Below are 24,567 nucleotides of genomic sequence, written 5' to 3' on the forward strand. Positions count from 1 at the left end.
ACCAATTAACAACGTACTTATACGGGATAATATACGGGATAATAAATGAATAGAATATGGAGGTCGAAAGACAAATGATCACAGCAGCAATGGTGAAAGAATTAAGAGAAAGAACTTCTGCAGGCATGATGGACTGCAAAAAGGCCCTTGGTGAAACCAACGGTGATATGGATAAGGCCATCGAATTTTTACGGGAAAAAGGTTTAGCTTCTGCCGCCAAGAAAGCCGGCCGCATCGCCGCGGAAGGTCTGGTAGAATCTTATATTCATGGGGGCGGCCGCATCGGCGTACTGGTGGAAGTGAACTGTGAAACAGATTTTGTCGCCAAAAATGACGATTTCCGTCAATTGTGCAAGGATATTGCAATGCAGATTGCTGCCTCCAAACCGGAATTTATTAATCGGGAAGAGATTTCGGCAGAAGTCATTGAAAAGGAAAAAGAAATCATTCGTGCCCAGGCCTTAAATGAAGGAAAACCGGAAAAAGTTGTGGATAAAATGGTCGAAGGCCGGATCGAAAAATATTATAAAGAAGTATGCTTATTGGAACAAGCCTTCATTAAAGATCCGGATCTGACCGTTTTGGATCTGATTAATGAAAACATCTCCAAAATCGGAGAAAACATTTCTGTGCGACGCTTTGTACGATTCCAGGTAGCTGAAGGATTAGAGAAAAAATCCAACGACTTGGCCGCCGAAGTAGCAGCTTTGACCAAGTGTTAAATAAAAGAGCACAATTTTGTGCTCTTTTTTAAAAAATTTGTTGTTAAAATCTTTGCCGAAGAGCAGGATTTTTAGCTTTAAATTAGAAAGATACTGTGGTAGACTGGAGGTAATGCTGCATGGCAAAACCAAAGTATAAAAGAATTGTGCTTAAACTCAGCGGGGAAGCCTTGGCAGGCAATTTAGGCTACGGCATTAATCAGGAAATGCTTTCCTCCGTGGCGAGCCAAGTGAAGGAACTCCGCGATATCGGGGTAGATGTGGCCATTGTCGTTGGCGGCGGAAATATCTGGCGGGGCATCGCCGGAAGCGCCAAAGGCATGGACCGGGCCACGGCAGACTATATGGGCATGCTGGCCACGGTGATGAATTCCCTGGCTTTGCAGGATGCTTTGGAGCAAGTGTATGTGGATACGAGGGTGCAGACGGCTATTGAAATGCGGCAGATCGCCGAACCTTATATCCGCAGAAGGGCCATCCGCCATCTGGAAAAAGGCCGGGTGGTGATTTTTGCCGCCGGTACCGGGAATCCCTATTTTTCCACAGATACAACAGCCGCGCTCCGGGCTGCGGAAGTGGAGGCGGAAGTGATTTTAATGGCCAAAAAAGTAGACGGGGTTTATGATTCCGATCCGGTAAAAAATCAGGCGGCGATCAAATATCAAAGTCTCAGTCATATGGAAGTTTTAAACCAGGGGTTAGGCGTTATGGATTCCACCGCTGCCTCCCTGTGCAAGGATAACGGCATTCCACTTATTGTTTTTAACATCAATCAACAGGGAAATATCCTGAAAGCCGTCTTAGGCGAAGAAATAGGAACCTATATAGGAGGGATAAGACCATGATTCGTGAGACCATTCAAGAAGCGGAAGAAAGAATGAGCAAGACAGTTGAAGTATTAAAAAAAGATTTCGCCTCATTGCGGGCCGGGAGGGCCACGCCAGCTCTTTTGGACAAAGTGCAGGTAGATTATTACGGTACAATGACCCCGGTGAATCAAATGGCCAATGTGAGTGTTCCGGAAGCCCGGCTGCTTCTGATTCAGCCTTGGGATAAGTCTACCATTCCTGCCATTGAAAAGGCCATTCTCAAATCGGATTTAGGGTTGACACCCAGCAGTGACGGCAATGTGATTCGCATCGGCATCCCTCAATTAACAGAGGAACGGCGTAAAGACCTGGTCAAAAGCGTGAAAAAGAAAGCAGAAGAAGCCCGGGTGGCAGTGCGCAATGTACGCCGGGATACCAACGATATGATCAAAGACTTGGAAAAAGAACATGAAATTTCCGAGGATGAGAGCAAAAGAGGGTTGGAAGAAATTCAGAAAACCACTGATAAATTCATTAAAAAAGTGGATGAAGTAATGAATACCAAAGAACAAGAAATTATGGAAGTATAATCTGAGATGACCAAGATTCAACTTTCTGTACCGGACGTTTTAGGACTTTACCTTGATCAAGCAGAAAAGATCCTTCAGGAGCAGGGTTTTGTGGTAACGGAAAAAACACTTACCATAAGCTCAAAAGGAGGCTGTCCTGAAGGACGCTGCCGGGTAGTGCGCCAAAGGTCTTCCGGTCAGAATGTAAAATTAGCTTATGTTTATGAAAAATGGGTGTGTAAAGGAAAGGAGGTGTAATGGATGTACAAAATTACAGATGAATGTGTTGCCTGCGGCACATGTATCAGTGAATGTCCCCACGATGCCATTAAAGAAGGTGACATTTACGTAATCGATCAGGAACTTTGCCAGGAGTGTGGTGCTTGCGTAGATGCATGTCCCACAGAAGCAATTATTGAAGAATAAGATTCAGACCCCCTCCCTGGAGGGGGTCGTTTAATAAATCCGGATCTAAGATTTAAGGGAGGGGCCTTCATGGGGAGGTTTTGGACTTTGTTTTTTGGTAAGTTCAAGGGGCATAAAGAAGAGGGGGACCTTCTTGCTCAAATAGATCGGACTAAAATACCCCAACATGTGGCAATAATTATGGATGGAAATGGACGCTGGGCCAAAAAGAGGGGTCTGCTCCGCACCGTAGGACACCGCTATGGAGTAGAAGCATTGCGCCAGGTAATTGAAGCTGCGGTAGAGCTGAAACTCCCGGTGATGAGTGTCTACGCTTTTTCTACGGAAAATTGGAAGCGGCCAAAGGATGAGGTCTCCGTCCTGATGAACTTGATTGTGGAGTATTTGCAAAAGGAGATCAAAGAGCTGCACCGGCAGCAAGTGAAAATCCGTCCCATTGGTTTTATTGAGGATCTGCCCCCCGCCGCCCAAAGAGAGTTAAACCATGCGCAAAACGTAACCGCAGGGAATACGGGACTCCAGCTGAACGTGGCCTTGAATTATGGGGGACGATTGGAAATTGTCCATGCCGCCCGCACCTTGGGGGCTAAGATTGCCTCCGGGGAACTGAAAAGTGAAGCGGTGACCGAGGAGCTTTTTGCCTCCTTTCTTTTTACAGCGGGACAGCCGGATCCGGATCTTTTGATTCGTCCTTCCGGAGAATTTCGCATCAGTAACTTTCTTCTTTGGCAGCTGGCTTATGCCGAATTTTATTTTTCCGATATTAATTGGCCGGATTTTGGCAAGGAGGAATTTTATCGTGCCATCCTTGATTTTCAAACCCGGGAGCGCCGTTATGGAGGTATCTGATCAATAGACAGAAGTTAGATCTGAAATGTATGAAACGTATGAAATATGTGGAGGTATCATCATTTGCTGTGGCAAAGAATTTTGAGCTCAGTTTTAGGTATTCCCCTGGTGCTGTGGGTTTCTTATCAGGGAGGACTGATTTTTCGTATTGGTGTGGCAGGAATCATTTTAATCGGACTTTATGAATATGGTACCATGATGAGAAGCAAAGGTTATCAAGTGCCGTTCATCTCCCTTTTTGCCGGCGGTTTGCTGGTGCTTATGGGGGCAATGGGTGTCTATTTTTTACCTGGAGGAATCTTTTTTCCGATCTTGCTTATTTTTATCTTCACTGTGATTTTCAAGGGTGGAAATTATGAATCCAGTGCCCTTTCCCTTACAGGTTTGTTTTTATTTGCCTGGACCATAGCTCATTTAATCTTAATTCGAGAAACCTTCCCTTCGGGATATAAATACATATTTTTAGCATTCGTGATCACCTGGACCACGGACACCGGAGCTTACATCTTCGGCCGTTTATTGGGCCGCCATAAGCTTGCTCCCCGCATCAGTCCCAATAAAACCATCGAAGGTGCTCTGGGAGGAATGCTCCTCTGTTTGGTACTGGTCTATGCCTTAAAAGGATTTTTTCCCCAGATCACCCTTAATTTGTTCATGGCTTTGGGCGGAATAGCTTCTCTCCTGGGTCAAATGGGGGACCTGATGGAATCCGCCGTGAAACGCTGGGCAGGGGTGAAGGATTCCGGCAATATCATCCCCGGTCACGGAGGGGTCTTAGATCGTTTTGACAGCTTGACATTAGTGGCGCCTCTGATGTACTATTTTTTAAAACCATTGATAGGATGAGGTGAAAGCTTTTATGGAACGATTTATCAAGGCAGGTACCCTGGCCCTGGTGGCCATTTCCCTTTACCTGCTTTATTATCATATCTTTCCCGCTGCAGGAGCGATTATAGGATACGTGCTACCGGCATTAGCTCCTTTTATTTTTGCTTTGGTGGTGGCGGTGCTCATTGATCCTCTGGTCAGCTGGATGACGAAACGATTAAAAGTTCCCCGGGGCCTTGCAGTGCTGGCCATGCTATTGGCTTTTTTTGCCCTTGTTTCCGGTATCCTGATGCTCCTGATCTCAAAATTGATCACAGAGCTTCATCGCTTCTCGCAAAATTTACCGGAACTGAATCAACTCTTTACCAATCTGTTCAATGATTTTCTGTATTATTACAATAATATGGATCTGTCGCCGGAAGTGATGAGCCAAATTCAGCAAGGTCTTTCCAATGCCACCCAGACCTTAACATCTTTCGTCTATTCCGCTATCAATGGGATTGTCGGTTTCGCGGCAGCTTTGCCCAGTTTTCTGATCATGTTGGTGATTACCATCATTGCCACCTTTTTCATTTCCCGGGATAAGCTAATGGTAGAAAAATTCTTTTTGAGCATCCTGCCCAAAAAATGGCAGGGATCTGTGGAAAGTGTTTATCTGGATATGACCTCTTCCTTAGTGCGTTATTTGGGCGCCATTGTTGTCCTGGTAAGCATCACCGCTCTTATTTCCATTATCGGCTTATCCATTTTAGGGGTGGATTATGCTTTTTCCATGGGGGTCTTAATTGGATTTGTGGACATTCTCCCCGTACTTGGTCCGGGATTGGTCTTTGTCACCTGGATTATTCTTTCCTTAATCATGGGGAATTTTAAATTTGCCTTCAGTCTGTTAATACTTTATATCATTATTACCGTGAATAGACAGATTATGGAACCTAAGCTGGTGGCTACCACCATTAATGTTCATCCCTTGTCCACCCTGGCCGCTATTTTCATCGGTTTGAAGCTTTTAGGTCCCTGGGGTGTGATCTTGGGACCAATCACCCTGGTAGCAGGAAAATCTATTAGCAAATTAAGGAAAAAATAAAACGGAGGGAATGTATATTTCATGAAATATATCGCTTTATTGGGCTCCACCGGGTCCATTGGCCGTCAGGCTTTGGAAGTGACGGATTGGTTTCCGGAGGAATTTTCCTTAATCGCTTTAGCGGCCCATTCCAATGTAGATTTATTAGCCCAGCAAGTAAAAAAATATCAGCCTCAGGTGGCGGTGATATACGACGAAGACCGCTACTTAGACCTGAAGGAACAACTGCCCTTTTTTAAGGGAGAAATCCTGACGGGCATGGAAGGCTTAATAGCCGCCGCCACCTTGGCGCAAGCAGATCTGGTCCTTACGGCTGTCTCTGGGGTGATCGGTCTTCAGCCTACTTTGCAGGCGATTGCCGCGGGGAAGGATATCGCCCTGGCCAACAAAGAAACCTTGGTGGCGGGAGGTTCCCTGGTGATGCCTCTGGCCAAAGAAAATGGGGTAAAGATTCTCCCTGTAGACAGCGAGCACTCTGCTGTTTTTCAATGTCTGGAGGCAGGGGAGAGAATTGAAAAAATTCTTCTCACCGCCTCCGGAGGGCCTTTTCGCACATATCCCCGGGAGGAAATGAAATTCATCACCCCGGCCATGGCTTTAAAGCACCCCACCTGGCAGATGGGACCGAAGATCACAGTTGATTCCGCCACCATGATGAATAAGGGACTGGAGGTCATTGAGGCCCGGTGGCTTTTTGACATCCCTTTTGAAGATATAACCGTGGTGGTTCATCCCCAAAGTGTGATCCATTCTATGGTCCAATATCAGGACGGATCAATTTTAGGTCATTTGGGCAAGACGGATATGAAGATTCCGATTCAATATGCCCTCACCTATCCCCGACGTTGGCGGAACGATTTAGAGCGCCTGGATTTTGGCAAGCTGAAAGAGATTACCTTTGCAGAGCCGGATCTTAATAAATTTCCCTGCCTTAAACTGGCCTATGAAGCAGGGCAGGCGGGAGGTACTTATCCAGCGGTGCTGAATGGGGCCAATGAGGTATTGGTACAAAAATTCCTGCACGGGGAGATCGGCTTTATGGATATTCCCCGGCGTATTGAGGGTATTCTAAAGAAACATGAGATGATCCAAAAGCCCACCTTGGATGATCTCTTGACATCTGATCGGTGGGCACGGGAAATGTTAGAGGAGGTTCAATAAATGTCAATCCTCTGGTCCATAATTATTATCGGAATTTTGATTTTGGTCCATGAATTCGGCCATTTTGTTACGGCCAAGAAAAATGATGTGCAGGTAGATGAATTTAGCTTAGGCATGGGACCGAAGCTTTTTGATATTGAAAAAGGGGACACGGTCTATACCTTACGCATCTTGCCCATCGGGGGCTATGTACGCATGGCGGGAATGGATGAGGGGGAAAAGGATGGGGAGGGGGAGAAAGAATCTTTCGTCAGCGGAGACGATCCCCGGGGTTTTAATAAAAAAACCGTACTCCAGCGCATGTCCATTATTTTTGCCGGACCCCTGATGAATTTTGTGGCGGCGATTGTGTTTTTTATCATTGCTTATATGGGGGTAGGCACTCCTTCCAATGAAAATGTGGTGGGTCAGGTCCTGCCCGACCAGCCCGCCGCACTTGCGGGATTGGAGACGGGAGACCGGGTGACGGCCATTAACGGCCAGGCGATTGGCACCTGGGAAGAAATGGTAAAGATCATACATCAGAGCCCGGATCAGGAATTGACCATGACCGTAAACCGAGGTGAGGAAATCAAAATCTTCCGGGTTGTGCCGGAGCGGGACCCGGAGAGTGAGATCGGTCTCATCGGTGTGACCACCTCCATGGAGAAAAAAGGCTTTTTGGAGGCGGCTTCCCTGGGTGTTACCCAAACCTATGAATTTACCAAACTCCTGATTATGTCCATCGTGCAAATGATTACCGGGGTTATCAAACCGGATTTAGCCGGCCCCGTAGGCATCGTTTCCATGGTGGGAGAGGTATCCCGGCTTGGCATCGGCAGTATCTTAACTTTTGCCGGTATTTTAAGCATCAACCTGGGACTGATTAATCTGTTTCCCATCCCTGCTTTGGACGGCAGCCGGTTGGTCTTTCTGGCCCTGGAAGGCTTGCGGGGGCGTCCCCTGGCCCCGGAAAAGGAAAATTTCATTCATTTGATTGGATTTGTCCTATTGATGGGTTTGATGCTCATGGTCACCTACCAGGATATTCTGCGTTTATTCCAGTAAAACGGCGCTAAAATGATCAGAATCAGCTCTTTCGAACCAAGCAGGCAGCTGCTCCAGGGAAAAGGAAAAATGGAGAGGAAGCATTGATGAAAAGAAGAAAAACCCGGCAAATTCAAGTAGGTGCAGTAGCCATTGGGGGGGATGCCCCCATCTCCATCCAGTCCATGACCAATACAGATACCCGGGATGTGGCCGCTACTGTAGCTCAGATTAAAAGGCTGGAGGAGGCGGGCTGTGACATTGTGCGCTGTGCCGTCCCGGATCGGGAAGGGGTGGAAGCCCTGCCCCGGATCCTGGAGGGAATTAAGATCCCTCTGATTGCTGATATCCATTTTGATTACCGCCTGGCCCTGGGAGCGATTGCCGCCGGGGTACAGGGCTTACGGCTGAATCCCGGGAATATCGGAGGGCAAGAACGGGTGCAAAAGGTCGTTCAAGCGGCAGCGGCAAGAGATATTCCCATTCGTATCGGTGTCAACGGAGGTTCCTTGGAGAAGGAGCTTTTGGAGAAGTATGGTCATCCCACTCCGGAGGCTTTAGTAGAAAGTGCCATGGGACATGTTGGCATCCTGGAGAATTTGCATTATAATATGATTAAAATTTCTTTAAAATCCTCCTCCATTCCTTTGATGCTGGCAGCCTACCGGCTGCTGGCGGAAAAGACGGACTATCCCCTGCATTTGGGGGTTACGGAGGCGGGTACCCTGAAAAAAGGCAGTATTAAATCAGCTGTGGGCATCGGAGCCTTGTTGGCGGAAGGTATCGGCGATACGATCCGGGTTTCTTTAACCGGGGATCCGGTAGAGGAAATCTTTGTAGCCCGGGAAATTCTACGCACCCTGGATCTCAGAAAAGAAGGGATTGAATTTATCTCCTGCCCTACCTGCGGCCGCACTCAGATTGACCTGATTGCCATTGCGGAGCAGGTGGAAGAAAGCTTAAAGGGCATGCATGTCCCCTTTCCCATCACCGTGGCCGTGATGGGCTGTGTCGTAAACGGCCCCGGAGAAGCCAGGGAAGCCGATTTTGGCATTGCCGGAGGGAAGGGCGCAGGTCTCCTTTTTAAAAAGGGCGAGGTGATCAAAAAACTTCCCGAGGATCAGCTGGTGCAGGCCCTGATCGCGGAAATACGTCACTTTTGCCAGGAGGGACATAGATAATGGAGGGGCTAGGATTGCAAGAATATGGTAAAGATAAGGGTGTGTCCCTGTCTTAGTCAATGTTTATTAAAAATTTTTGGCTATTATATATTATATATTTATATATTAAATGATTATTCCATAGGTATCTATTGCTTTTTGAGAAGGCTAGTTTACTTCCCTTTGGTAGCAGACCAGGTTTTCAAAAATTCATCAAGATAGCAGTCAGATTAAGCGAATGGAACAGGAGGAAAAAAGATGAAAGCTTCACAAATGTTTGCCCCTACCTTACGGGAGGTTCCCGCTGAGGCGGAAATTGTCAGCCATCAACTGTTAATGCGTTCCGGCATGCTGCGCAAAACAGCGTCCGGTGTTTATACATACATGCCCTTGGCCTGGCGCACCATGAAAAAAATTATGGATATCATTCGGGAGGAAATGGACGCTGCCGGGTGTCAGGAATTAATGCTGCCCATTGTTCACCCGGCGGAGCTATGGCAGCAGTCCGGGCGCTGGCAGGTTTACGGAGATGAATTATGGCGCTTAAAAGACCGCCATGGCAGAGATTTTTGTCTGGGACCCACCCATGAAGAGGTGATTACCGATCTGGTGTCCGGGGATGTGAAATCCTATAAGCAGCTTCCTTTAAGGCTTTACCAGATTCAGAATAAATATCGGGATGAACGCCGTCCCCGTTTTGGTTTAATGCGGGGCCGGGAATTTATCATGAAGGATATGTATTCCTTTGACCGGGATGAAGAGGGACTGGAGGAAAGTTACCGCCTGATGCACCAGGCTTATACCAATGTCTTCACCCGCTGCGGACTGGATTTTCGTCCTGTGGCGGCGGACAGCGGTGCCATCGGCGGAGATACGAGCCAGGAATTTATGGTGCTGGCGGAATCCGGGGAAGCGGGGATTATTTACTGCACATCATGCACCTATGCCGCCAGTACGGAAATCGCTGCCGCCTATTTGGACAAAACCCCCAGTCAGGAAATCCCTGAAGCCCTGGAAGAGGTTTATACCCCCGATTGCAAGACCATGGAAGCTTTGACCGCATTTTTAGGCGTACCCCTGGAAAAAACCTTGAAAACCCTGTGCTATATGGCAGATGAAAAATTTGTCATGGTCCTGCTCCGGGGAGATCGGATGGTTAATGAAATTAAAGTAAAAAATCGCATCGGCTGCCTGGAGTTAAATATGGCCGGTAATGAAGAAATTCGTAAGCATATCGGTTCTCCCGCCGGTTACTTAGGACCGGTAGGTGTGCATAATATCCGCATCATTGTGGATCAGGAAGTTCCCTATCTGGCCAATCTGGTGGGCGGTGCCAACAAAGATCAGTACCATCTCAAGAATGTGAACCCGGGACGGGATTTCCCCATTGATGATGTGGCGGATGTGCGCCTGGTGGAAGCAGGGGAGCTGTGCCCCCAGTGCCGGCAAGAACTGGCTTTTGCCCGAGGCATTGAAGCGGGTCAGATCTTCAAGCTGGGCACCAAGTACAGTGAATCCATGGGCGCCAAATACTTGGATGATAACGGAAAAGAACAATTGATGGTCATGGGTTGTTATGGTATCGGCGTGGGCCGGACCATGGCAGCGGCCATTGAACAGAATCATGATCAAGACGGCATCGTCTGGCCTTTGGCCATTGCCCCATATCATGTGGTGGTAGTGCCGGTGAGCGATAAGGATCCCGATCAAATGGCAGCGGCGGAAAAACTTTATCAGGAACTGACCCGGGCCCGGGTGGAGGCGGTACTTGATGACCGCAAGGAACGTCCCGGGGTGAAATTTAAGGATGCGGACCTCATCGGCTATCCTTTCCGGGTCACCATTGGCCCCAAAGCTTTGGCTGAAGGAAAAGGGGAGGTTAAGCTGCGCTCGGTTGGGAAGGTGGAAATGGTCGCGCTGGATGAGATTGTGCCCTTGATCTTGGAAAAGATGAAAAAACATATGTAAAATGATTAACAGAGTTCTTGGCATCAGGTGGAGTCTTTACTCCATCTGATGCTTAGAAATCGTTATCCAGGAACTTAGTGCCACTTATCCCACCGCTTTCACCTGACTAACTTGGCGTAAGTCTCCCGCATTAATTAAGGATATTCCTTGAAGAGATGTCTCCCCTGACTGCTAAAGCGGGAGTCAAACGCCAACTAAGTCATGCATTAGCAGTTCTAAAACTTGCTAAGAAAACCACTTAGCAAGTTAAGAACTTGCGTCAAGAAGCGGGGATATTAGTGGCAGTTAGTTATCGGATAAATGTAGTTATGTCTGATTAATGCTGTCATGTTGAGCATAGGTAAGGATGACATGTTAGGTTGTTCGATAAGTTTTAGCGTTGATAATGTACCGGTCCTTAGGATGAAAAAGATGCACTTTAATGGAGGTCATGAATTTAATGTCAAGCGTCACAGCTATTATTCCGGCTTTCAATGAAGAAAACACCATCGGCGGAATCGTTAAGGTTTTAAGTCAAATCACGGAAGTTAAAGAAATCATTGTCGTGAGTGACGGTTCGGCGGACAATACGGCGGAGAGAGCCCGGGCAGCAGGGGCTAAGGTAATTGAACTGCAGGAAAATGTGGGCAAAGGGGGCGCGATGAGCGCCGGCGTAGCTCAGGCTCAGTATGAGGTGATTCTTTTTCTGGATGCGGACCTGATTGGCCTTACTCCTACCCATGTCCGGGATATGCTTGATCCCGTGCTGAAGGGAGCAGCGGCTATGTCCATCGGGATTTTTGAAAAAGGCCGTTTAGCCACAGATCTGGCTCAGGTGGTTGCCCCCTATCTTTCCGGACAGCGAGTCCTGAGGAAGGACTTGCTGCGGGCAATGCGGGATGTTGAGGACAGTGGTTTCGGCGTGGAAGTAACCTTAACCAAATATGCCCATGACCATCATCTCAAGGTTCAGGAAGTAGAGCTGGCTGGGATGACCCATATTATGAAGGAAGAAAAATTGGGTTTCAAAAAAGGCTTGCAGGCGCGCATGAAAATGTATTGGCAAATCGCCAAGGCTGTTGGCATTGGGCTGAAGCATAAAAATGGTTATCACGATCAGCCTGATGAGCCAGATGAAGCCGTGGGAGCAGAGAAAAATAATCAGTGAGTTTGTGATACAGTGAACCTTCTAAATGAGGTGTACAGATGACAGATTTAAATGACTTAATCGCCCAATGTGGTCTCCCCCGGGAGACCAAAGCTGTTTTTAGACAGATGCAGGTAAAAAAAGCACGGATCAGTAGGAAAAAGAGATCTCTCACCCTGGTGGTGGAACTGCCCTGCCCGATTTCTGAGGAGGATGTGGGGTTTTTTTGTGCGCTGATTCAGGAAAATCTCCCTGCTTTTCAGGAGGTTGTTCTGGAAGTGATGACAGGGAGGGAAAACTACACCCTGGCTCAGGTGATTGAAAAGGAAAGAGGAGTGCTCCTGGAGACCTTGGAGGAGAAGGTTGCCGGTGTGAAAAATTGGCTGCATATGGCGAAATGGCAATGCGCTGATCTCCCTGCTCCCGATGGTTCCGGTCTTGAGGGGTTGATCTTAACCTTTCCCCATCCTTTTGCCGTGGAAATCTTAGAAGAAAAAAAACTGCCCCAGATTCTCGGCAGTCTGATGCATTTTCGCTACGGTCTGGATGTCCCAGTAGAACTGAAATTGGATGATGAGGCGGAAGAAAATTATGAGGAGCATGGCAGGGAAGGGGATAAGGATCAAGAGGCGATTCCTTACGAGGAAATAGACCGGGCGGCCCTTCTGCAATATTGCGCCGTCTCTGATTCTTCATCCCCCGCTGCTTCCCGGGGCGAGGGGAAAAAGGCGATCCCTACCCAGGGTGATGTGATCCTGGGCAAAGTGATTAAAGGGGAACCAATCCCTCTGGAAAAAATTAGGGAAGAAGAGCGGAGTGCGGTGGTCATGGGCCGGATTATTTCCCTGGCAACCAGGGAACTTCGCTCCGGCCGCACCTTAATCATCTTCGATCTTACCGACGATACCGACTCCATCAGCGTTAAGCTTTTTACAGATGAAAAAACCCCGGATAAGGTTTTTACCGCCCTGAAAAAAGGGGCCTGGGTAAAGGTGCGGGGTCCGGTTCAGACGGATAAATATTCCCAGGAATTAACCCTGATGGCTTATGATATCAGTACCGGGCAGGCGGTGGAGCGGGAGGATCACGCCCCGGAAAAAAGGGTGGAGCTTCATCTCCATACCAAAATGAGTTCCCTGGATGCGGTGGTGGATACCAGCCGGGTGGTGGCTCTTGCCGCCAAGTGGGGCCATCGGGCCATTGCCATCACTGACCACGGCGTGGTGCAGGCTTTTCCCGAGGCCTATCAGGCCGGCAAGGAACACAAGATTAAAATTATTTATGGGGTGGAAGGATACCTGATTGACGATGAAGAGACAGACATCCCCTGGCAAAAGCAAAAATCCCATCATATTATCATTTTAGTGAAGAACCAGGGGGGGTTGTTGAACTTATATCGTCTGATTTCTCTTTCCCATTTGGAAACTTATTATCGTAAGCCTCGGATTTTAAAAAGCGTCTTACAAAGGCACCGGGAGGGACTGATTTTAGGTTCTGCCTGTGAGGCGGGAGAATTGTATCGGGCGATACTAAACAAAAAAACCGGGGCAGAAATTGAAGGAATTGCCCAATTTTACGATTACCTGGAGATTCAGCCTCTGGGGAACAATGAATTTCTCGTGCGCAATGACCAGGTACCTGACCGCAAGAGCTTAATGGAAATCAACAAAACCATTATTGCTTTAGGGGAAAAACACCAAAAGCCGGTAGCGGCCACCGGGGATGTCCATTTTATCGAGGAGGGAGATGCCATCTATCGGAAGATCCTGATGGCAGGGAAAGGCTTTGAGGACGATATCCAGGCCCCCCTCTATTTCCGCACCACGGAAGAAATGCTGGCCGAGTTCTCCTATTTGGGAGAGGAGACGGCGCAAAAAGTGGTGATCCGGGATCCCAATTGGATCGCTGAACAAATTGAGGATGTTCTGCCCATTCCCCAGGAGCTTTACCCGCCGGAAATCGAGGGGGCTGAGGAACAGGTAGAGGAGATGACCTGGGGCACCGCCCGGTCTCTCTATGGAGAGACGCTGCCGAATCTCGTCCAGGCCAGAATTGATAAAGAGCTGAACTCCATTATCAAACACGGTTTTTCCGTGCTTTATTTGATCGCTCATAAACTGGTCAAGAAATCTAATGATGATGGTTATCTGGTAGGTTCCCGTGGTTCTGTGGGTTCCTCCATGGTGGCCACCATGATGGGGATTACCGAGGTTAATCCTTTGCCCCCTCACTATCGGTGTCCCGGATGTTGCTACAGCCGGTTTATCACCGATGGCTCCCTGGGTTCCGGACCGGACCTGCCTGATGAGGACTGTCCCCGGTGCGGAAAAGCTTTGGTCAAGGACGGCCACGACATTCCTTTTGAAACCTTCTTAGGTTTTGAAGGGGACAAGACCCCGGATATTGACCTGAATTTTTCTGGGGATTATCAGCCCCGGGCCCATAAATATGTAGAAGAACTTTTCGGCAAAGACCATGTCTTTCGCGCCGGCACCATTTCCACCATCGCAGAACGGACAGCTTTCGGCTTTGTGAAAAACTATTTGACGGACCGGAATCTTCAAGCCCGGGATGCGGAGGTTAATCGATTGGTTAGTGGCTGTTCCGGGGTAAAAAGAACCACGGGCCAGCACCCGGGAGGATTGATGGTGGTCCCGACCAAACTGGACATTCATAAATTTTCCCCCATTCAGCATCCGGCGGATGATATGAAATCCGATATTATCACCACCCATTTTGACTATCATTCCATCAGTGACCGCTTGGTCAAGCTGGATATCCTGGGTCATGATGATCCTACGATGATCAAAATGCTGGAAGATTTGACGGGGATTGACGCCAAGAACATTAAATTGGACGATCAGGAAACCTTATCCCTTTTTTCCGGGGTGGAGATATTAAAGGTGACACCGAAGGAGATTCGCTCTAATGTGGGTACCTATGGAGTACCGGAGTTTGGCACTAAATTTGTCCGCCAAATGCTGGAGGATATTCGGCCCAGCTCCTTTTCGGACCTGGTGCGTATCAGCGGATTCTCCCACGGCACCGACGTGTGGTTGAATAATGCCCAGGAATTAATTCGTTCCGGCACCTGCAAAACCTCAGAAACCATTTCCTGCCGGGATGACATTATGGTTTACCTGATGCAAAAGGGCCTGGAGCCCCAAATCGCCTTTAAAATCATGGAGGATGTGCGGAAAGGAAAAGGGGTCAAACCGGAATACGAAGGGGCGATGAAATCCTGCCAGGTGCCGGATTGGTATATTGACTCCTGCAAAAGAATTAAATATATGTTTCCCAAGGCTCATGCCACCGCTTATGTGACTATGGCCTACCGGATCGCCTGGTTCAAAGTCAACTTCCCGGAAGCCTTTTATGCCTCCTTCTTCTCCGTCCGGGCCGATGAATTTGATGCCGACCTGATGGTTCGGGGCGTGAAAGGGGTCTTAAGAGCCATGGACGAAATTGAGGGTAAAGGAAATGAGGCCAGCACCAAGGAAAAGAATCTGCTCACCATTCTGGAGGTGGTATTGGAAATGTATCAGCGGGGGATTGATCTCCTGCCGGTAAGTCTGGAAAACTCTGCCGCAGAAAAATTTCACATTACCGACCGGGGCATTCTGCCGCCTCTCTCCAGCCTGCAGGGATTGGGGGTTACGGCCGCCCACAATTTGGTGGCGGCCCGGGAAGAAAAACCCTTCTGCACCTGGGATGATATCCGTCTCCGGGGCAAGGCCAGCAAAACGGTGATCGATATGATGGCCGCCCACGGCTGCCTGGATCATTTGCCGGAAAGCAGTCAAATGTGTTTGTTCTAAAGTGGATCGGGATCAATGTTTCCACTATCGCATAAGAAAAACCGGGCGTTAGCCCGGTTTTTCCTATGCAAGAGCAAAAACAGGAGCTTTTTTTAAAGGAAATTAAACTAATCTCTTGAATTCTATCAATATGATTCATATCTATGATTTATATCTGGGAGGGATCCCCATCATGAAACTCATATCCGAAAGAAGCCATCCTGCTGAAATCAAGGATGTTATCGAGGAACTTACCAGGCAAAATAAACGTTTAACCATCATTAACCACATTGCCCAAAGCATCAATGTAGAGATGTCCTATGATGAAATCATCCATCAGGTTGCCGTGCCGCTGAAAAAGGTATTACCCTACGATCTATTAAGCTTTTGTCTCATTGAAAACAATCAATTGATTATTAAATCCGGTATCCCCAAGGAACAAAAAATTTTAGGCGAGGGATGGGTGCTTCATGCTGAAAATTCAGCTCCCTGGAAAGCAATCCATGACAAGCACTGTTTCTTGCGACAGGATATCCCCAACGACCCTCATCAGTATCAGGAGGACGAGGATTTACTTTCTCTTCCTATACGTTGCGCCATTATGGCGCCTCTTCTGGTTAATAATGAAGTCATCGGCGCTCTTAACTTCGGCAGCAAAAACACCTATGCCTATCGGGAGCATGATTTTCTTTTTGTCCAGCAATTAGCGGATCAATTAGCTGTATGCCTCAAAAACACTCAGCTTTTTAACCAAATTTCCAGAATTAAAGCAGATTGGGAACAAACCTTCCAAGCTGTCCCGGATCAATTGTTTCTCATGGATCAGAACTACACCGTCTTAAGGCATAACCAGCTTCCAGAGATCTCTACCTCTCCCGAACGACCGAAATGTTATCAGATCTGTAATCGCTGCCACGGCCACCTGCAGCTCTGTCCCGGGGGAGAAGCCTTTATCCAAGGTGAATCCGCCACTAAGGAGCTGATCAGTGCTGATCAGCAAAAGATTTATCTTATTTCCGCATACCCTGTCAGAACCAGTCAGGAAAAAGTCAGTAATGTGGTGCTCTATATTCAAGATATCACGGAAAAACGGTTGCTGGAATACAAGCTCTTTGGATCAGCAAAAATGGCTTCCATCGGGGAGATGGCAGCAGGAGTGGCTCATGAGTTGAACAGTACCCTGACCGCAATTATTGGCAACTCCGATTTGCTTTTAAGAAACCCCCTCTCGGAATATAAATCCACTAAGCTCCTTACTGATATAAGAAACTGCGGCCAGCGCAGCAAAAAAATCATCCAAAACCTGCTCACCTTTTCCCGACAGGATAATGTAGCCTTAGAAACTGTGCTAATTAATGATGTGGTGAAAAACAGTCTTTCCCTTATTTCCTATCAGATTGAAAAAAATAATATTACTATTCAAGAAAACTATCTGAGAAATATCCCTCCTTTGCTGGGTAACAAGCTCCAGTTGGAGCAAGTGGTGATTAATTTTCTTTTGAATGCCCGGGACGCATTACAAAAAAATGAAAATGGCACCATTACAATCAGCACCACCCTTACCGACGATATTAAAACAAGAACCACCTGGGCGGTGGTGACCGTGGAAGATAATGGCGAAGGCATTTCTAAAAAGAATCTTAATAAAATTTTCCAACCATTTTTTACCTTAAGAGCCAAGACAGGAGGTACGGGGCTGGGGCTCCCCCTCAGCCTGGGCATTGCCCAAACCCATGGAGGCAGGATTGAAGTATGGAGCGAATTAGGCAAAGGAAGCAAATTTTCCTTAATGCTTCCCCTTTGAGTATGGGATTCAAATCGATGATTTCCCAGGATAAGGAGGTCAAAATTATGGAAAAGCTAAAGATTCTCGTTATTGATGATGAAGTAGAAGTATGTACCTTCTTTTCCTTCTATTTTCAGGAGGAAAAAGGCCTGACTGTTCAGGTGGCTTATTCCGGCAAGGATGCCCGGGCATGTTTTTCTAATAACAGTTACGATCTGGCCTTGGTGGATTTGAAGCTTCCTGATGACGACGGTATCAGCCTGTTAAAAGCAATAAAGGCCTCCAACCCTTATTGCCGTGTGATGATTATGACTGGCTACAGCACCATTAAATCTGCCGTAGAAGCCATCAAATACGGTGCTGATGACTATATTGACAAGCCTTTTGACGATCTGAATCAACTGGATGAAATCCTAGGTCAGGTGCTCCAAGAGATCCAGGACGCCGAGCCTCATTTTACTCCGGAATTAGACGCGGATGCTTTAAACTACGGCATTGTCCTGGCCAAAAATAGTCCTCTGAAACAGGTGCTGGCCCTGGGAAAAAAAATCGCCAACAAAAAAATCCCCATTCTCATTGAAGGAGAAACAGGCACCGGCAAGGAGCTTTTAGCGCGCTTTATTCACGGCCATAGTCATCGGGGGAACCAACCTTTCATTCCTGTTAATTGCGGTGCCCTGACAGAGACCTTATTAGAAAGTGAATTATTCGGCTACGAAAAAGGTGCCTTTACCGGGGCATCAGGCACCAGAAAAGGATTTTTTGAGATTGCTCACAACAGCACTCTTTTTCTGGACGAGATTAATAGTGCCTCCCCGGCCATCCAATTAAAGCTGCTACGGGTTTTAGAGACAGGAGAATTCTTTCGCGTGGGCGGGGAAACGCCTGTTAAAACAGACGTGCGCATTATCGCCGCTTCCAATCAAAATCTGCGGCAAGCTGTGCAAGAAGGGTATTTTCGCGAGGATCTCTTCTATCGATTAGATGTGGTTAAGTTACTGTTGCCATCCTTGAAGGAGAGAAAAGCAGACCTCCCCCTGCTCATTCAATATTTTATTGATAAGAATAAACCGGAAAAAGGGGAGGGATCCTTGATTTCTTTTACCCCGAAGGCCTTTGAAGCACTGATGAATTATTCCTGGCCCGGGAATGTGAGAGAGCTATCCAATATCATCATCCGTGCTTTAACCCTATGTGAGGAAAAGGAAATACCTGCTCATATCCTGCCCAAACATATTCTGGGCACTTCTGTCTCCATGACACTGTCTGAGGAGCAGGGTAAAGACTGGCACAGTTGGCGGGAAAATCAATTACATTTCATTATGAGTCAGGATTCCATTCAGTTTATGGACATCCTGGAAAAATGGGAGGCTGAAAAATGCCTTTTTCTGCAATCACTCATTATGGAGGTCCTGAAAAAAACAGAAAATGATCAAAAAGAAGCGGCACGGCTTTTAGGTATTACCCCTCGAACCCTGCGTTACTGGAAAAATGAACAAAAATGATAGCTTTTCAAAGAGGATCAGGAAGAAATTGATCCTCTTTATCATTTAATGACCTAACCGCCACAGTAAATAGCCGTAATATCGATAATGCCGTTTTTTCGGCTATTTGGCCCATGAATAAATTAATTTTATCAAACATGGATAAATCATATAATTATCCTTTATAATGCCCTGTCTAAACTTTAATATATCTGGTTCATATAGCCGAAATCTCGGCTGCCAAATTATTGCATTCCTTTCTTTTCTTACTCCTGCTTAGTTTTCGGAGAATCCCCTCCTTGGCACCCTTCTTGCACTATACATATCACATATCACATCAACCATATTCCGTATTTCATTTTAAACTTCACTTTCCATATTTTGCTTTTTACTACCACTTGCTGCATACGACAAATTGCTTCCCTGAAATCTTATTGACAAAGGAAAAGGAGGTTCATGCTCATGATAGAGGAGTATTATTTCGCAAAATCAGTCTCTGATGCCCTATTTTTCCTCAAGGAAAATCAAGGTCAAGCTCGGATTATTGCCGGTGGTACAGATTTATTGTTGGATCTCGCGGATGAAAAAAAGCATGCGGCCAAACTGGTGGATATCACCCACATCTCCGAACTGGCAGAAATCACGGTGGAAGAAAATTTCATGCGCATCGGCGCCGCCGTGACCCATACCCAGATTACCAGATCGCCCCACATTCAAAAACACTTCCCGGCCTTGGCTGCAGCTTCCGGTAAAGTAGGTTCTTTACAAATTAGAAATATTTCCACCTTGGTGGGAAATATTATCAATGCCCAACCGGCAGCAGACGGAGCTGTTGCCTTAAGTGCCTTAGATGCCCGCATTGAGATGATGTCCGAAGGGAGCTTAAGCACTTTGCCCTTGGATGATGCTTATCTGGGCACGGGAAAAAGCGCTGTCAATAGCCAGGCGCAACTGGTCACCGGCGTGATCATTCCTCTGCCCCAGAAAAATCAAAGCTCCGCTTTTATTCGTCTGGAGCAAAGAAAGGCTCTGGCACTGCCGATGTTAAATGTGGCTGTTAATGTTACACTGGATGCTTCACTGGAAGGCTTTGTCAGAGCAGCCATCGTGATGGCGCCTGTAGGTCCCAAACCCACTCATGCAATGGAAGCAGAAGCTTTTCTGCAGAATGTCCCCGTCACACCGGACACAATTAGGCAAGCTGCCCAATTAGCTGCCAAGGAAGCTAATCCCCGTACCAGCCTGATTCGCGGCTCAAGAGAATATCGTATCAATGTCTTACCGGTATTGGTACAAAGAGCCCTTGATCAGGCAATACAACAAATCAAGCAGGACAATCATTTAATGTAAAGGAGGCACTTCCGCTATGTTTAACCTAAAATTCACCTTAAACGGAGAGGCTGCAGAAGTCTTGGTTGCTCATGGGGCAATGCTGGTTGATATTCTGCGGGATCAGCTGACCTTAACCGGCACAAAAAAGGCTGCGGCAAAGGAGAATGCGGAGCCTGTACCGTAATTATGAACGGTATTGCCGTAAACTCATGTATGATCCCCGCGATGAAGGCCTTTGGCTCAGTGATTGAAACCATTGAAGGGATTGCTCCTAAGAATGGGGTGCATCCCCTCCAGGAATCCTTTATGGATGAAGGGGCAGTCCAATGCGGCTTTTGTACCCCGGGGATGATCATGTCTGCCAAGGCCTTGTTGGATCATAGACCTCACCCTACCTCAGAAGAAATTAAGGAAGCGATCGGCGGAAATATCTGTCGCTGCACAGGCTATGTGAAAATTGAGAAGGCCATCCAAAGAGCGGCTGAAGAAATAGAAAAAGCAAAAAATGAAGAAGTAAAGTGCCAAAAAGGGAGGGATTCTTGTGCAAACCTTTAATATCGTTGGGAAAAATATTCGCAGAAATGATGCTTTGGAAAAGGTCACCGGAACGGCCACCTTTTCCAGCGATCTGAATTTACCCGGCATGCTTCATGGTAAGGTTTTAAGAAGTCCCCATCCTCACGCCAAAATTTTATCAATTGATACCTCGGAAGCAGAAAAATATCCTGGCGTCAAAGCTGTCGCCACCTGGGAAAATACCCCCCGGGTATTGTTTAATACTTCTGCTTCCATGACTTTTACCGTACCTCATCTCACACCGGTGCTGGATCAATATATCTTTGATCAGGTGGTGCGCTATGTGGGAGATGAGGTCGCCGCTGTTGCCGCAGTCAGCGAGGAGGCAGCCGCGGAAGCCCTGAAGCTGATCAAGGTAGAGTATGAGCTGTTACCTGCTGTTTTTGATCCTTTAGATGCCATCAGAGAAGATGCTCCAATCATTCATGAAAGCAAAACCGGGAAAAATATTTCCGGGGAGATTGTCAATATTCAACTGGGGGATACAGAGGCCGGCTTTGCCGAATGCGATCTGGTTCTTGAAGAAACATTTAAGCTTCCGGTGCAAAAACAAGTTCAGTTAGAAACCCAGGCTGCAGTAGCTCGTGTGGGCACCAACGGAGAAATTACAGTTTATTCCACAACCCAAACACCCCACCCCAGCAAAATGATTTTAGCCGGAATCTTTGGTATCCCCCAGAGTAAGGTTCGTGTCCTTAATCCCCCTTATGTAGGGGGAGGATTCGGCGTCCGTATTGGTCTCAGCGCCAAAGCGGAACCCATAGCTGTTGCCCTGGCACAGCTTTCCGGTCATCCGGTAAAAGTAGTCTATTCCCGTGAAGAAGATTTTATCGCTTCGGATACCAGACACGGGGGTTACGTAACCATCAAGCTAGGTGCCAAAAAAGACGGTACCTTTCATGCCATTCAGCTTCAATCAAGGTTGAACGGCGGCGCCTACTGCAGCTTTGGGGGAGAGGTACCTGGAGTCCTGGGAGCAATGGGTCTGTCTGTTTACCGCATTCCCCACCAAAGTTATCAGGGATATACCGTCTATACGAATCGCACCCCTGCCGGTGCTATGCGAGGTTTTGGAAATCCCCAAGCCATGTTTGCCATTGAATCCATGGTAGATATGATGGCAGAAAAATTAGGCATGGATCTTTTAGAGCTCCATCGGAAAAACATTATGCAGGTGGGAGACACTTGGTGCCTGCCCTATGCTTGCTCCTCCACCGGGCTTATGGAATGTATGGAAAAAGCCGCTCAAAGTATCGGCTGGGAAAGAAGGGGTAAATTAAATCAACCGGGAGACACAAAACGTCGGGGCATCGGTATGGGTGTAGGTACCCATGTCAGCAACTCCTGGCCCTTCTGTGTCGACTATGATAATGCCTTAATCACGATACAGCAGGATGGCTCCGTATTGTTATCCTCCGGTGTTCCGGATATCGGTACCGGCACAACCACCACCCTGCCCCAGTTAGCAGCCGAAGTTTTAGGTATTTCCATGGAGCAAATATATATGACCTTTGCCGATACTCTTACCACTCCCTTCGATATTGGCAGCCATGCCAGCCGCACCCTGTATGCCGCCGGAACAGCCGTTATTGCCGCGGCGCAAGATGCTAAACAACAAATATTAGAATATGCGGCGGATCTTTTAGATACACCGGCAGAACGATTAGATATCAAAGAAGGTATGGTCCATATTCAAGGACAGCCCTTTGGCATCTGCTACGGCAGTGATGCCTGTAAAATGGGGAACGCCAAGTTCACAAGTATCACTCTTAAGGATCTGGCCTACTATGCCCATCTGAGAAATAAACAATTTATCGGTGTAGGTCGTATCATTCCGGCTAATGCTCCGCCTTGGCATGCACACTTTGTAGAGGTAGAGGTAGATACGGAAACCGGTGTGATCCAGATCATTAAGGTAGCAGCCGCCCATGACGTAGGTCGGGCTATCAATCCCAAAATTGTGGAAGGACAAATTGAAGGTGGCGTGGTAATGGGTCTCGGTTATGCCCTGGGAGAAGAAATTCTTGTGGACGATAAAGGTAAACCTCAACACACCGGCATCCATAAATATTTCCTGCCCACCGCCATGGATATTCCGGAGATTGATGCCATGTATGTGGAATCCATTGATCCCACCGGCCCCTTTGGCGCCAAGGGTGTAGGAGAATGTGGCTTGGTACCTACGGCACCAGCTGTAGCGACAGCAGTATTTGATGCCATCGGCATACGTTTTACCGAGATCCCCATGACCCCAGAAAGAGTTTATAAAAAAATCAAGGAGCAAAAGGGGAGGTGACCGCTAATTCCCTCATAGCGAAAGTCCTGATTAATTCCAGCTCGCCTTATGGATATTGAATAGATAGGCGTTAAAAAAGACCGGGCGTTAGCCCGGTCTTTTTTAGCCACTCTTCAACTCTTTTTATTAATTGAGCCTTTAGAACGGTTCTCCAGAGGAATATATTCCCGCTGCTCTAAAACTGACTTATAAGCCGGCCTGATAATTTTGCCCGCATTTGCGATTTCTTCCATGCGGTGGGCCGACCACCCGGCTATGCGGGCAATGGCAAACAATGGGGTGAACAGCTGCAAGGGCAGATCGAGCATATTGTAGACAAAGCCGTTGTAGAAATCTATATTTGCGCTGACACCTTTATAAATTCGCCGTTTCTCCCCGATTATCCCCGGCGCCAGCCTTGCGACCAGCGCATAAAGATTATATTCTTCGACACGGTTCTTTTCTTTGGAAAGACTTTCCACGAATTTTTTAAGCATGTTGGCACGAGGATCACTCAGGGAATATACAGCATGTCCCATCCCGTAAATCAAGCCAGCACGGTCAAATGCCTGTTTGTCCAGCAGCCGGCCGAGATAGTCGGCAACGGCGTCTTCATCGGTCCAATCGGATATGTTATCCTTCATGTCCTCAAACATCTGCACAACCTTAATGTTAGCACCGCCATGCCTGGGCCCTTTAAGAGAGCCAAGTGCCGCAGTAATAGCCGAATAAGTGTCTGTCCCTGTGGAGGTTACCACATGAGTGGTGAAGGCAGAATTATTACCTCCGCCATGCTCTGCATGCAATACCAGGGATAAATCTAGGATCCTTGCTTCCAATTGAGAATACTGGCTGTCCGGACGCAGGATGTGCAAAATATTTTCGGCGGTGGATAATTCGGCTTGAGGCGGGTGGATAAAAAGACTTTTATTGTCATGGTAGTGACAATAAGCCTGGTATCCATACACAGACAACAAGGGAAACAGCGCCGTTAACTGCAGGGATTGGCGCAATACATTAGGCAGCGAGGTGTCATCGGCATGATCATCGTAGGAATACATCGTCAACACGCTTCGGGCCAGTGTATTCATCATATCCTTGCTGGGAGCCTTCATAATAATATCACGTACAAAGCTTGTCGGCAGGGATCGATAGTCAGCCAAAACGCTGTTAAACTTGTCTAGTTGGCCAACATCAGGCAACTCACCGAACAATAATAAGTAAGCGACCTCTTCATAACCAAAGCGATTTTCCTTTGAAAAGCCTGCCACTATTTTTTCTACATCGATACCTCTGTAATAAAGTTTCCCCTCACAGGGGCTTTCTTTTCCATCAACAATTTCATATGAGACGATTTCCGAGATCTTCGTCAATCCTGTCAGCACACCCTTGCCCTTTAAATCACGAAGTCCTCTCTTTACATCGTATTTATCGTAAAGCTTCGGGTCAATTTTACTATTTTTTTCAAACAAGGCCGAAAATTCTGATATTTCAGGAGTTATCTGTGAGAAACGGTTGGTCATTTATGGATTCACGCCTTTCATTATTTCAAGATATCTTTAATTATACATTATAAACTCTTTTTG

The 24,567-nt window shown here is 47.3% G+C and carries 21 protein-coding genes; 20 read left to right on the forward strand and 1 reads right to left on the reverse strand.

Features of this window, described 5'->3' with window-relative positions; genetic code table 11:
• Positions 1 to 74: 74 nt before the first annotated feature.
• The 20 genes from tsf to CEQ75_RS09905 all read left to right on the forward strand — a co-directional run bounded on the left by tsf (position 75) and on the right by CEQ75_RS09905 (position 23,002).
• On the forward strand, positions 75 to 722 hold the full coding sequence (gene tsf, locus CEQ75_RS09815) for a translation elongation factor Ts (RefSeq protein ID WP_089610229.1): 648 nt from the start codon (positions 75 to 77) through the stop codon (positions 720 to 722).
• Positions 723 to 841: 119 nt separating this feature from the next.
• Complete coding sequence (pyrH, locus tag CEQ75_RS09820) at positions 842 to 1,567, forward strand: UMP kinase (protein WP_089610231.1); 726 nt, start codon at positions 842 to 844, stop codon at positions 1,565 to 1,567.
• Positions 1,564 to 2,121, forward strand: coding sequence for a ribosome recycling factor (gene frr, locus CEQ75_RS09825; protein ID WP_089610233.1), 558 nt, complete (start codon positions 1,564 to 1,566; stop codon positions 2,119 to 2,121). Before pyrH ends, frr begins: the two co-directional genes overlap by 4 nt.
• A gap of 6 nt (positions 2,122 to 2,127) precedes the next feature.
• On the forward strand, positions 2,128 to 2,358 hold the full coding sequence (locus CEQ75_RS09830; protein ID WP_089610235.1) for a PASTA domain-containing protein: 231 nt from the start codon (positions 2,128 to 2,130) through the stop codon (positions 2,356 to 2,358).
• Positions 2,359 to 2,361: 3 nt separating this feature from the next.
• Positions 2,362 to 2,526 carry a DUF362 domain-containing protein gene (locus CEQ75_RS09835; protein ID WP_089610237.1) on the forward strand — a complete coding sequence of 55 codons (165 nt, stop codon included), beginning with the start codon at positions 2,362 to 2,364 and terminating at the stop codon, positions 2,524 to 2,526.
• A 69-nt stretch (positions 2,527 to 2,595) separates the two neighbouring features.
• Positions 2,596 to 3,375: an isoprenyl transferase gene (locus CEQ75_RS09840; protein WP_089610240.1), complete on the forward strand. Its 780-nt coding sequence runs from the start codon at positions 2,596 to 2,598 to the stop codon at positions 3,373 to 3,375.
• Positions 3,376 to 3,438: 63 nt separating this feature from the next.
• Complete coding sequence (locus CEQ75_RS09845) at positions 3,439 to 4,221, forward strand: phosphatidate cytidylyltransferase (protein WP_157677404.1); 783 nt, start codon at positions 3,439 to 3,441, stop codon at positions 4,219 to 4,221.
• Between the two features lie 13 nt (positions 4,222 to 4,234).
• Positions 4,235 to 5,290, forward strand: coding sequence for a sporulation integral membrane protein YtvI (ytvI, locus tag CEQ75_RS09850; RefSeq protein WP_089610242.1), 1,056 nt, complete (start codon positions 4,235 to 4,237; stop codon positions 5,288 to 5,290).
• A 21-nt stretch (positions 5,291 to 5,311) separates the two neighbouring features.
• Complete coding sequence (locus CEQ75_RS09855; protein ID WP_089610244.1) at positions 5,312 to 6,451, forward strand: 1-deoxy-D-xylulose-5-phosphate reductoisomerase; 1,140 nt, start codon at positions 5,312 to 5,314, stop codon at positions 6,449 to 6,451.
• The gene (gene rseP / locus CEQ75_RS09860; RefSeq protein WP_089610246.1) at positions 6,452 to 7,498 is read left to right on the forward strand and encodes an RIP metalloprotease RseP; all 1,047 of its coding nucleotides are present in this window, start codon (positions 6,452 to 6,454) and stop codon (positions 7,496 to 7,498) included. It abuts the gene before it with no gap.
• A gap of 86 nt (positions 7,499 to 7,584) precedes the next feature.
• The gene (gene ispG, locus CEQ75_RS09865) at positions 7,585 to 8,658 is read left to right on the forward strand and encodes a flavodoxin-dependent (E)-4-hydroxy-3-methylbut-2-enyl-diphosphate synthase (RefSeq protein ID WP_089610248.1); all 1,074 of its coding nucleotides are present in this window, start codon (positions 7,585 to 7,587) and stop codon (positions 8,656 to 8,658) included.
• A gap of 237 nt (positions 8,659 to 8,895) precedes the next feature.
• Positions 8,896 to 10,605, forward strand: a complete 1,710-nt coding sequence (locus CEQ75_RS09870; protein ID WP_089610250.1) for a proline--tRNA ligase — start codon at positions 8,896 to 8,898, stop codon at positions 10,603 to 10,605.
• Positions 10,606 to 11,044: 439 nt separating this feature from the next.
• Positions 11,045 to 11,752, forward strand: a complete 708-nt coding sequence (locus tag CEQ75_RS09875; RefSeq protein WP_198306500.1) for a glycosyltransferase family 2 protein — start codon at positions 11,045 to 11,047, stop codon at positions 11,750 to 11,752.
• A 38-nt stretch (positions 11,753 to 11,790) separates the two neighbouring features.
• Complete coding sequence (locus CEQ75_RS09880) at positions 11,791 to 15,549, forward strand: PolC-type DNA polymerase III (protein WP_242965089.1); 3,759 nt, start codon at positions 11,791 to 11,793, stop codon at positions 15,547 to 15,549.
• A gap of 172 nt (positions 15,550 to 15,721) precedes the next feature.
• Positions 15,722 to 17,332: a GAF domain-containing sensor histidine kinase gene (locus CEQ75_RS09885; protein WP_089610253.1), complete on the forward strand. Its 1,611-nt coding sequence runs from the start codon at positions 15,722 to 15,724 to the stop codon at positions 17,330 to 17,332.
• Positions 17,333 to 17,379: 47 nt separating this feature from the next.
• Complete coding sequence (locus CEQ75_RS09890) at positions 17,380 to 18,819, forward strand: sigma-54-dependent transcriptional regulator (RefSeq protein WP_089612587.1); 1,440 nt, start codon at positions 17,380 to 17,382, stop codon at positions 18,817 to 18,819.
• Between the two features lie 441 nt (positions 18,820 to 19,260).
• Positions 19,261 to 20,148, forward strand: coding sequence for an FAD binding domain-containing protein (locus tag CEQ75_RS09895; RefSeq protein ID WP_089610255.1), 888 nt, complete (start codon positions 19,261 to 19,263; stop codon positions 20,146 to 20,148).
• A 16-nt stretch (positions 20,149 to 20,164) separates the two neighbouring features.
• Complete coding sequence (locus CEQ75_RS19355) at positions 20,165 to 20,314, forward strand: (2Fe-2S)-binding protein (protein WP_338031958.1); 150 nt, start codon at positions 20,165 to 20,167, stop codon at positions 20,312 to 20,314.
• Between the two features lie 2 nt (positions 20,315 to 20,316).
• On the forward strand, positions 20,317 to 20,685 hold the full coding sequence (locus CEQ75_RS09900) for a (2Fe-2S)-binding protein (protein ID WP_338031959.1): 369 nt from the start codon (positions 20,317 to 20,319) through the stop codon (positions 20,683 to 20,685).
• Positions 20,672 to 23,002: a xanthine dehydrogenase family protein molybdopterin-binding subunit gene (locus CEQ75_RS09905; protein WP_089610257.1), complete on the forward strand. Its 2,331-nt coding sequence runs from the start codon at positions 20,672 to 20,674 to the stop codon at positions 23,000 to 23,002. The genes CEQ75_RS09900 and CEQ75_RS09905 overlap by 14 nt, the downstream gene beginning before the upstream one ends.
• Before the next feature lie 113 nt (positions 23,003 to 23,115).
• Here CEQ75_RS09905 and CEQ75_RS09910 read toward each other — a convergent pair whose 3' ends face one another.
• Entirely contained in the window at positions 23,116 to 24,504 is a 1,389-nt protein-coding gene (locus CEQ75_RS09910; RefSeq protein ID WP_089610259.1) for a citrate/2-methylcitrate synthase, read from the reverse strand.
• Positions 24,505 to 24,567 lie beyond the last annotated feature (63 nt).

It is taken from the genome of Dehalobacterium formicoaceticum, from assembly GCF_002224645.1.
GTDB lineage: Bacteria > Bacillota > Dehalobacteriia > Dehalobacteriales > Dehalobacteriaceae > Dehalobacterium > Dehalobacterium formicoaceticum.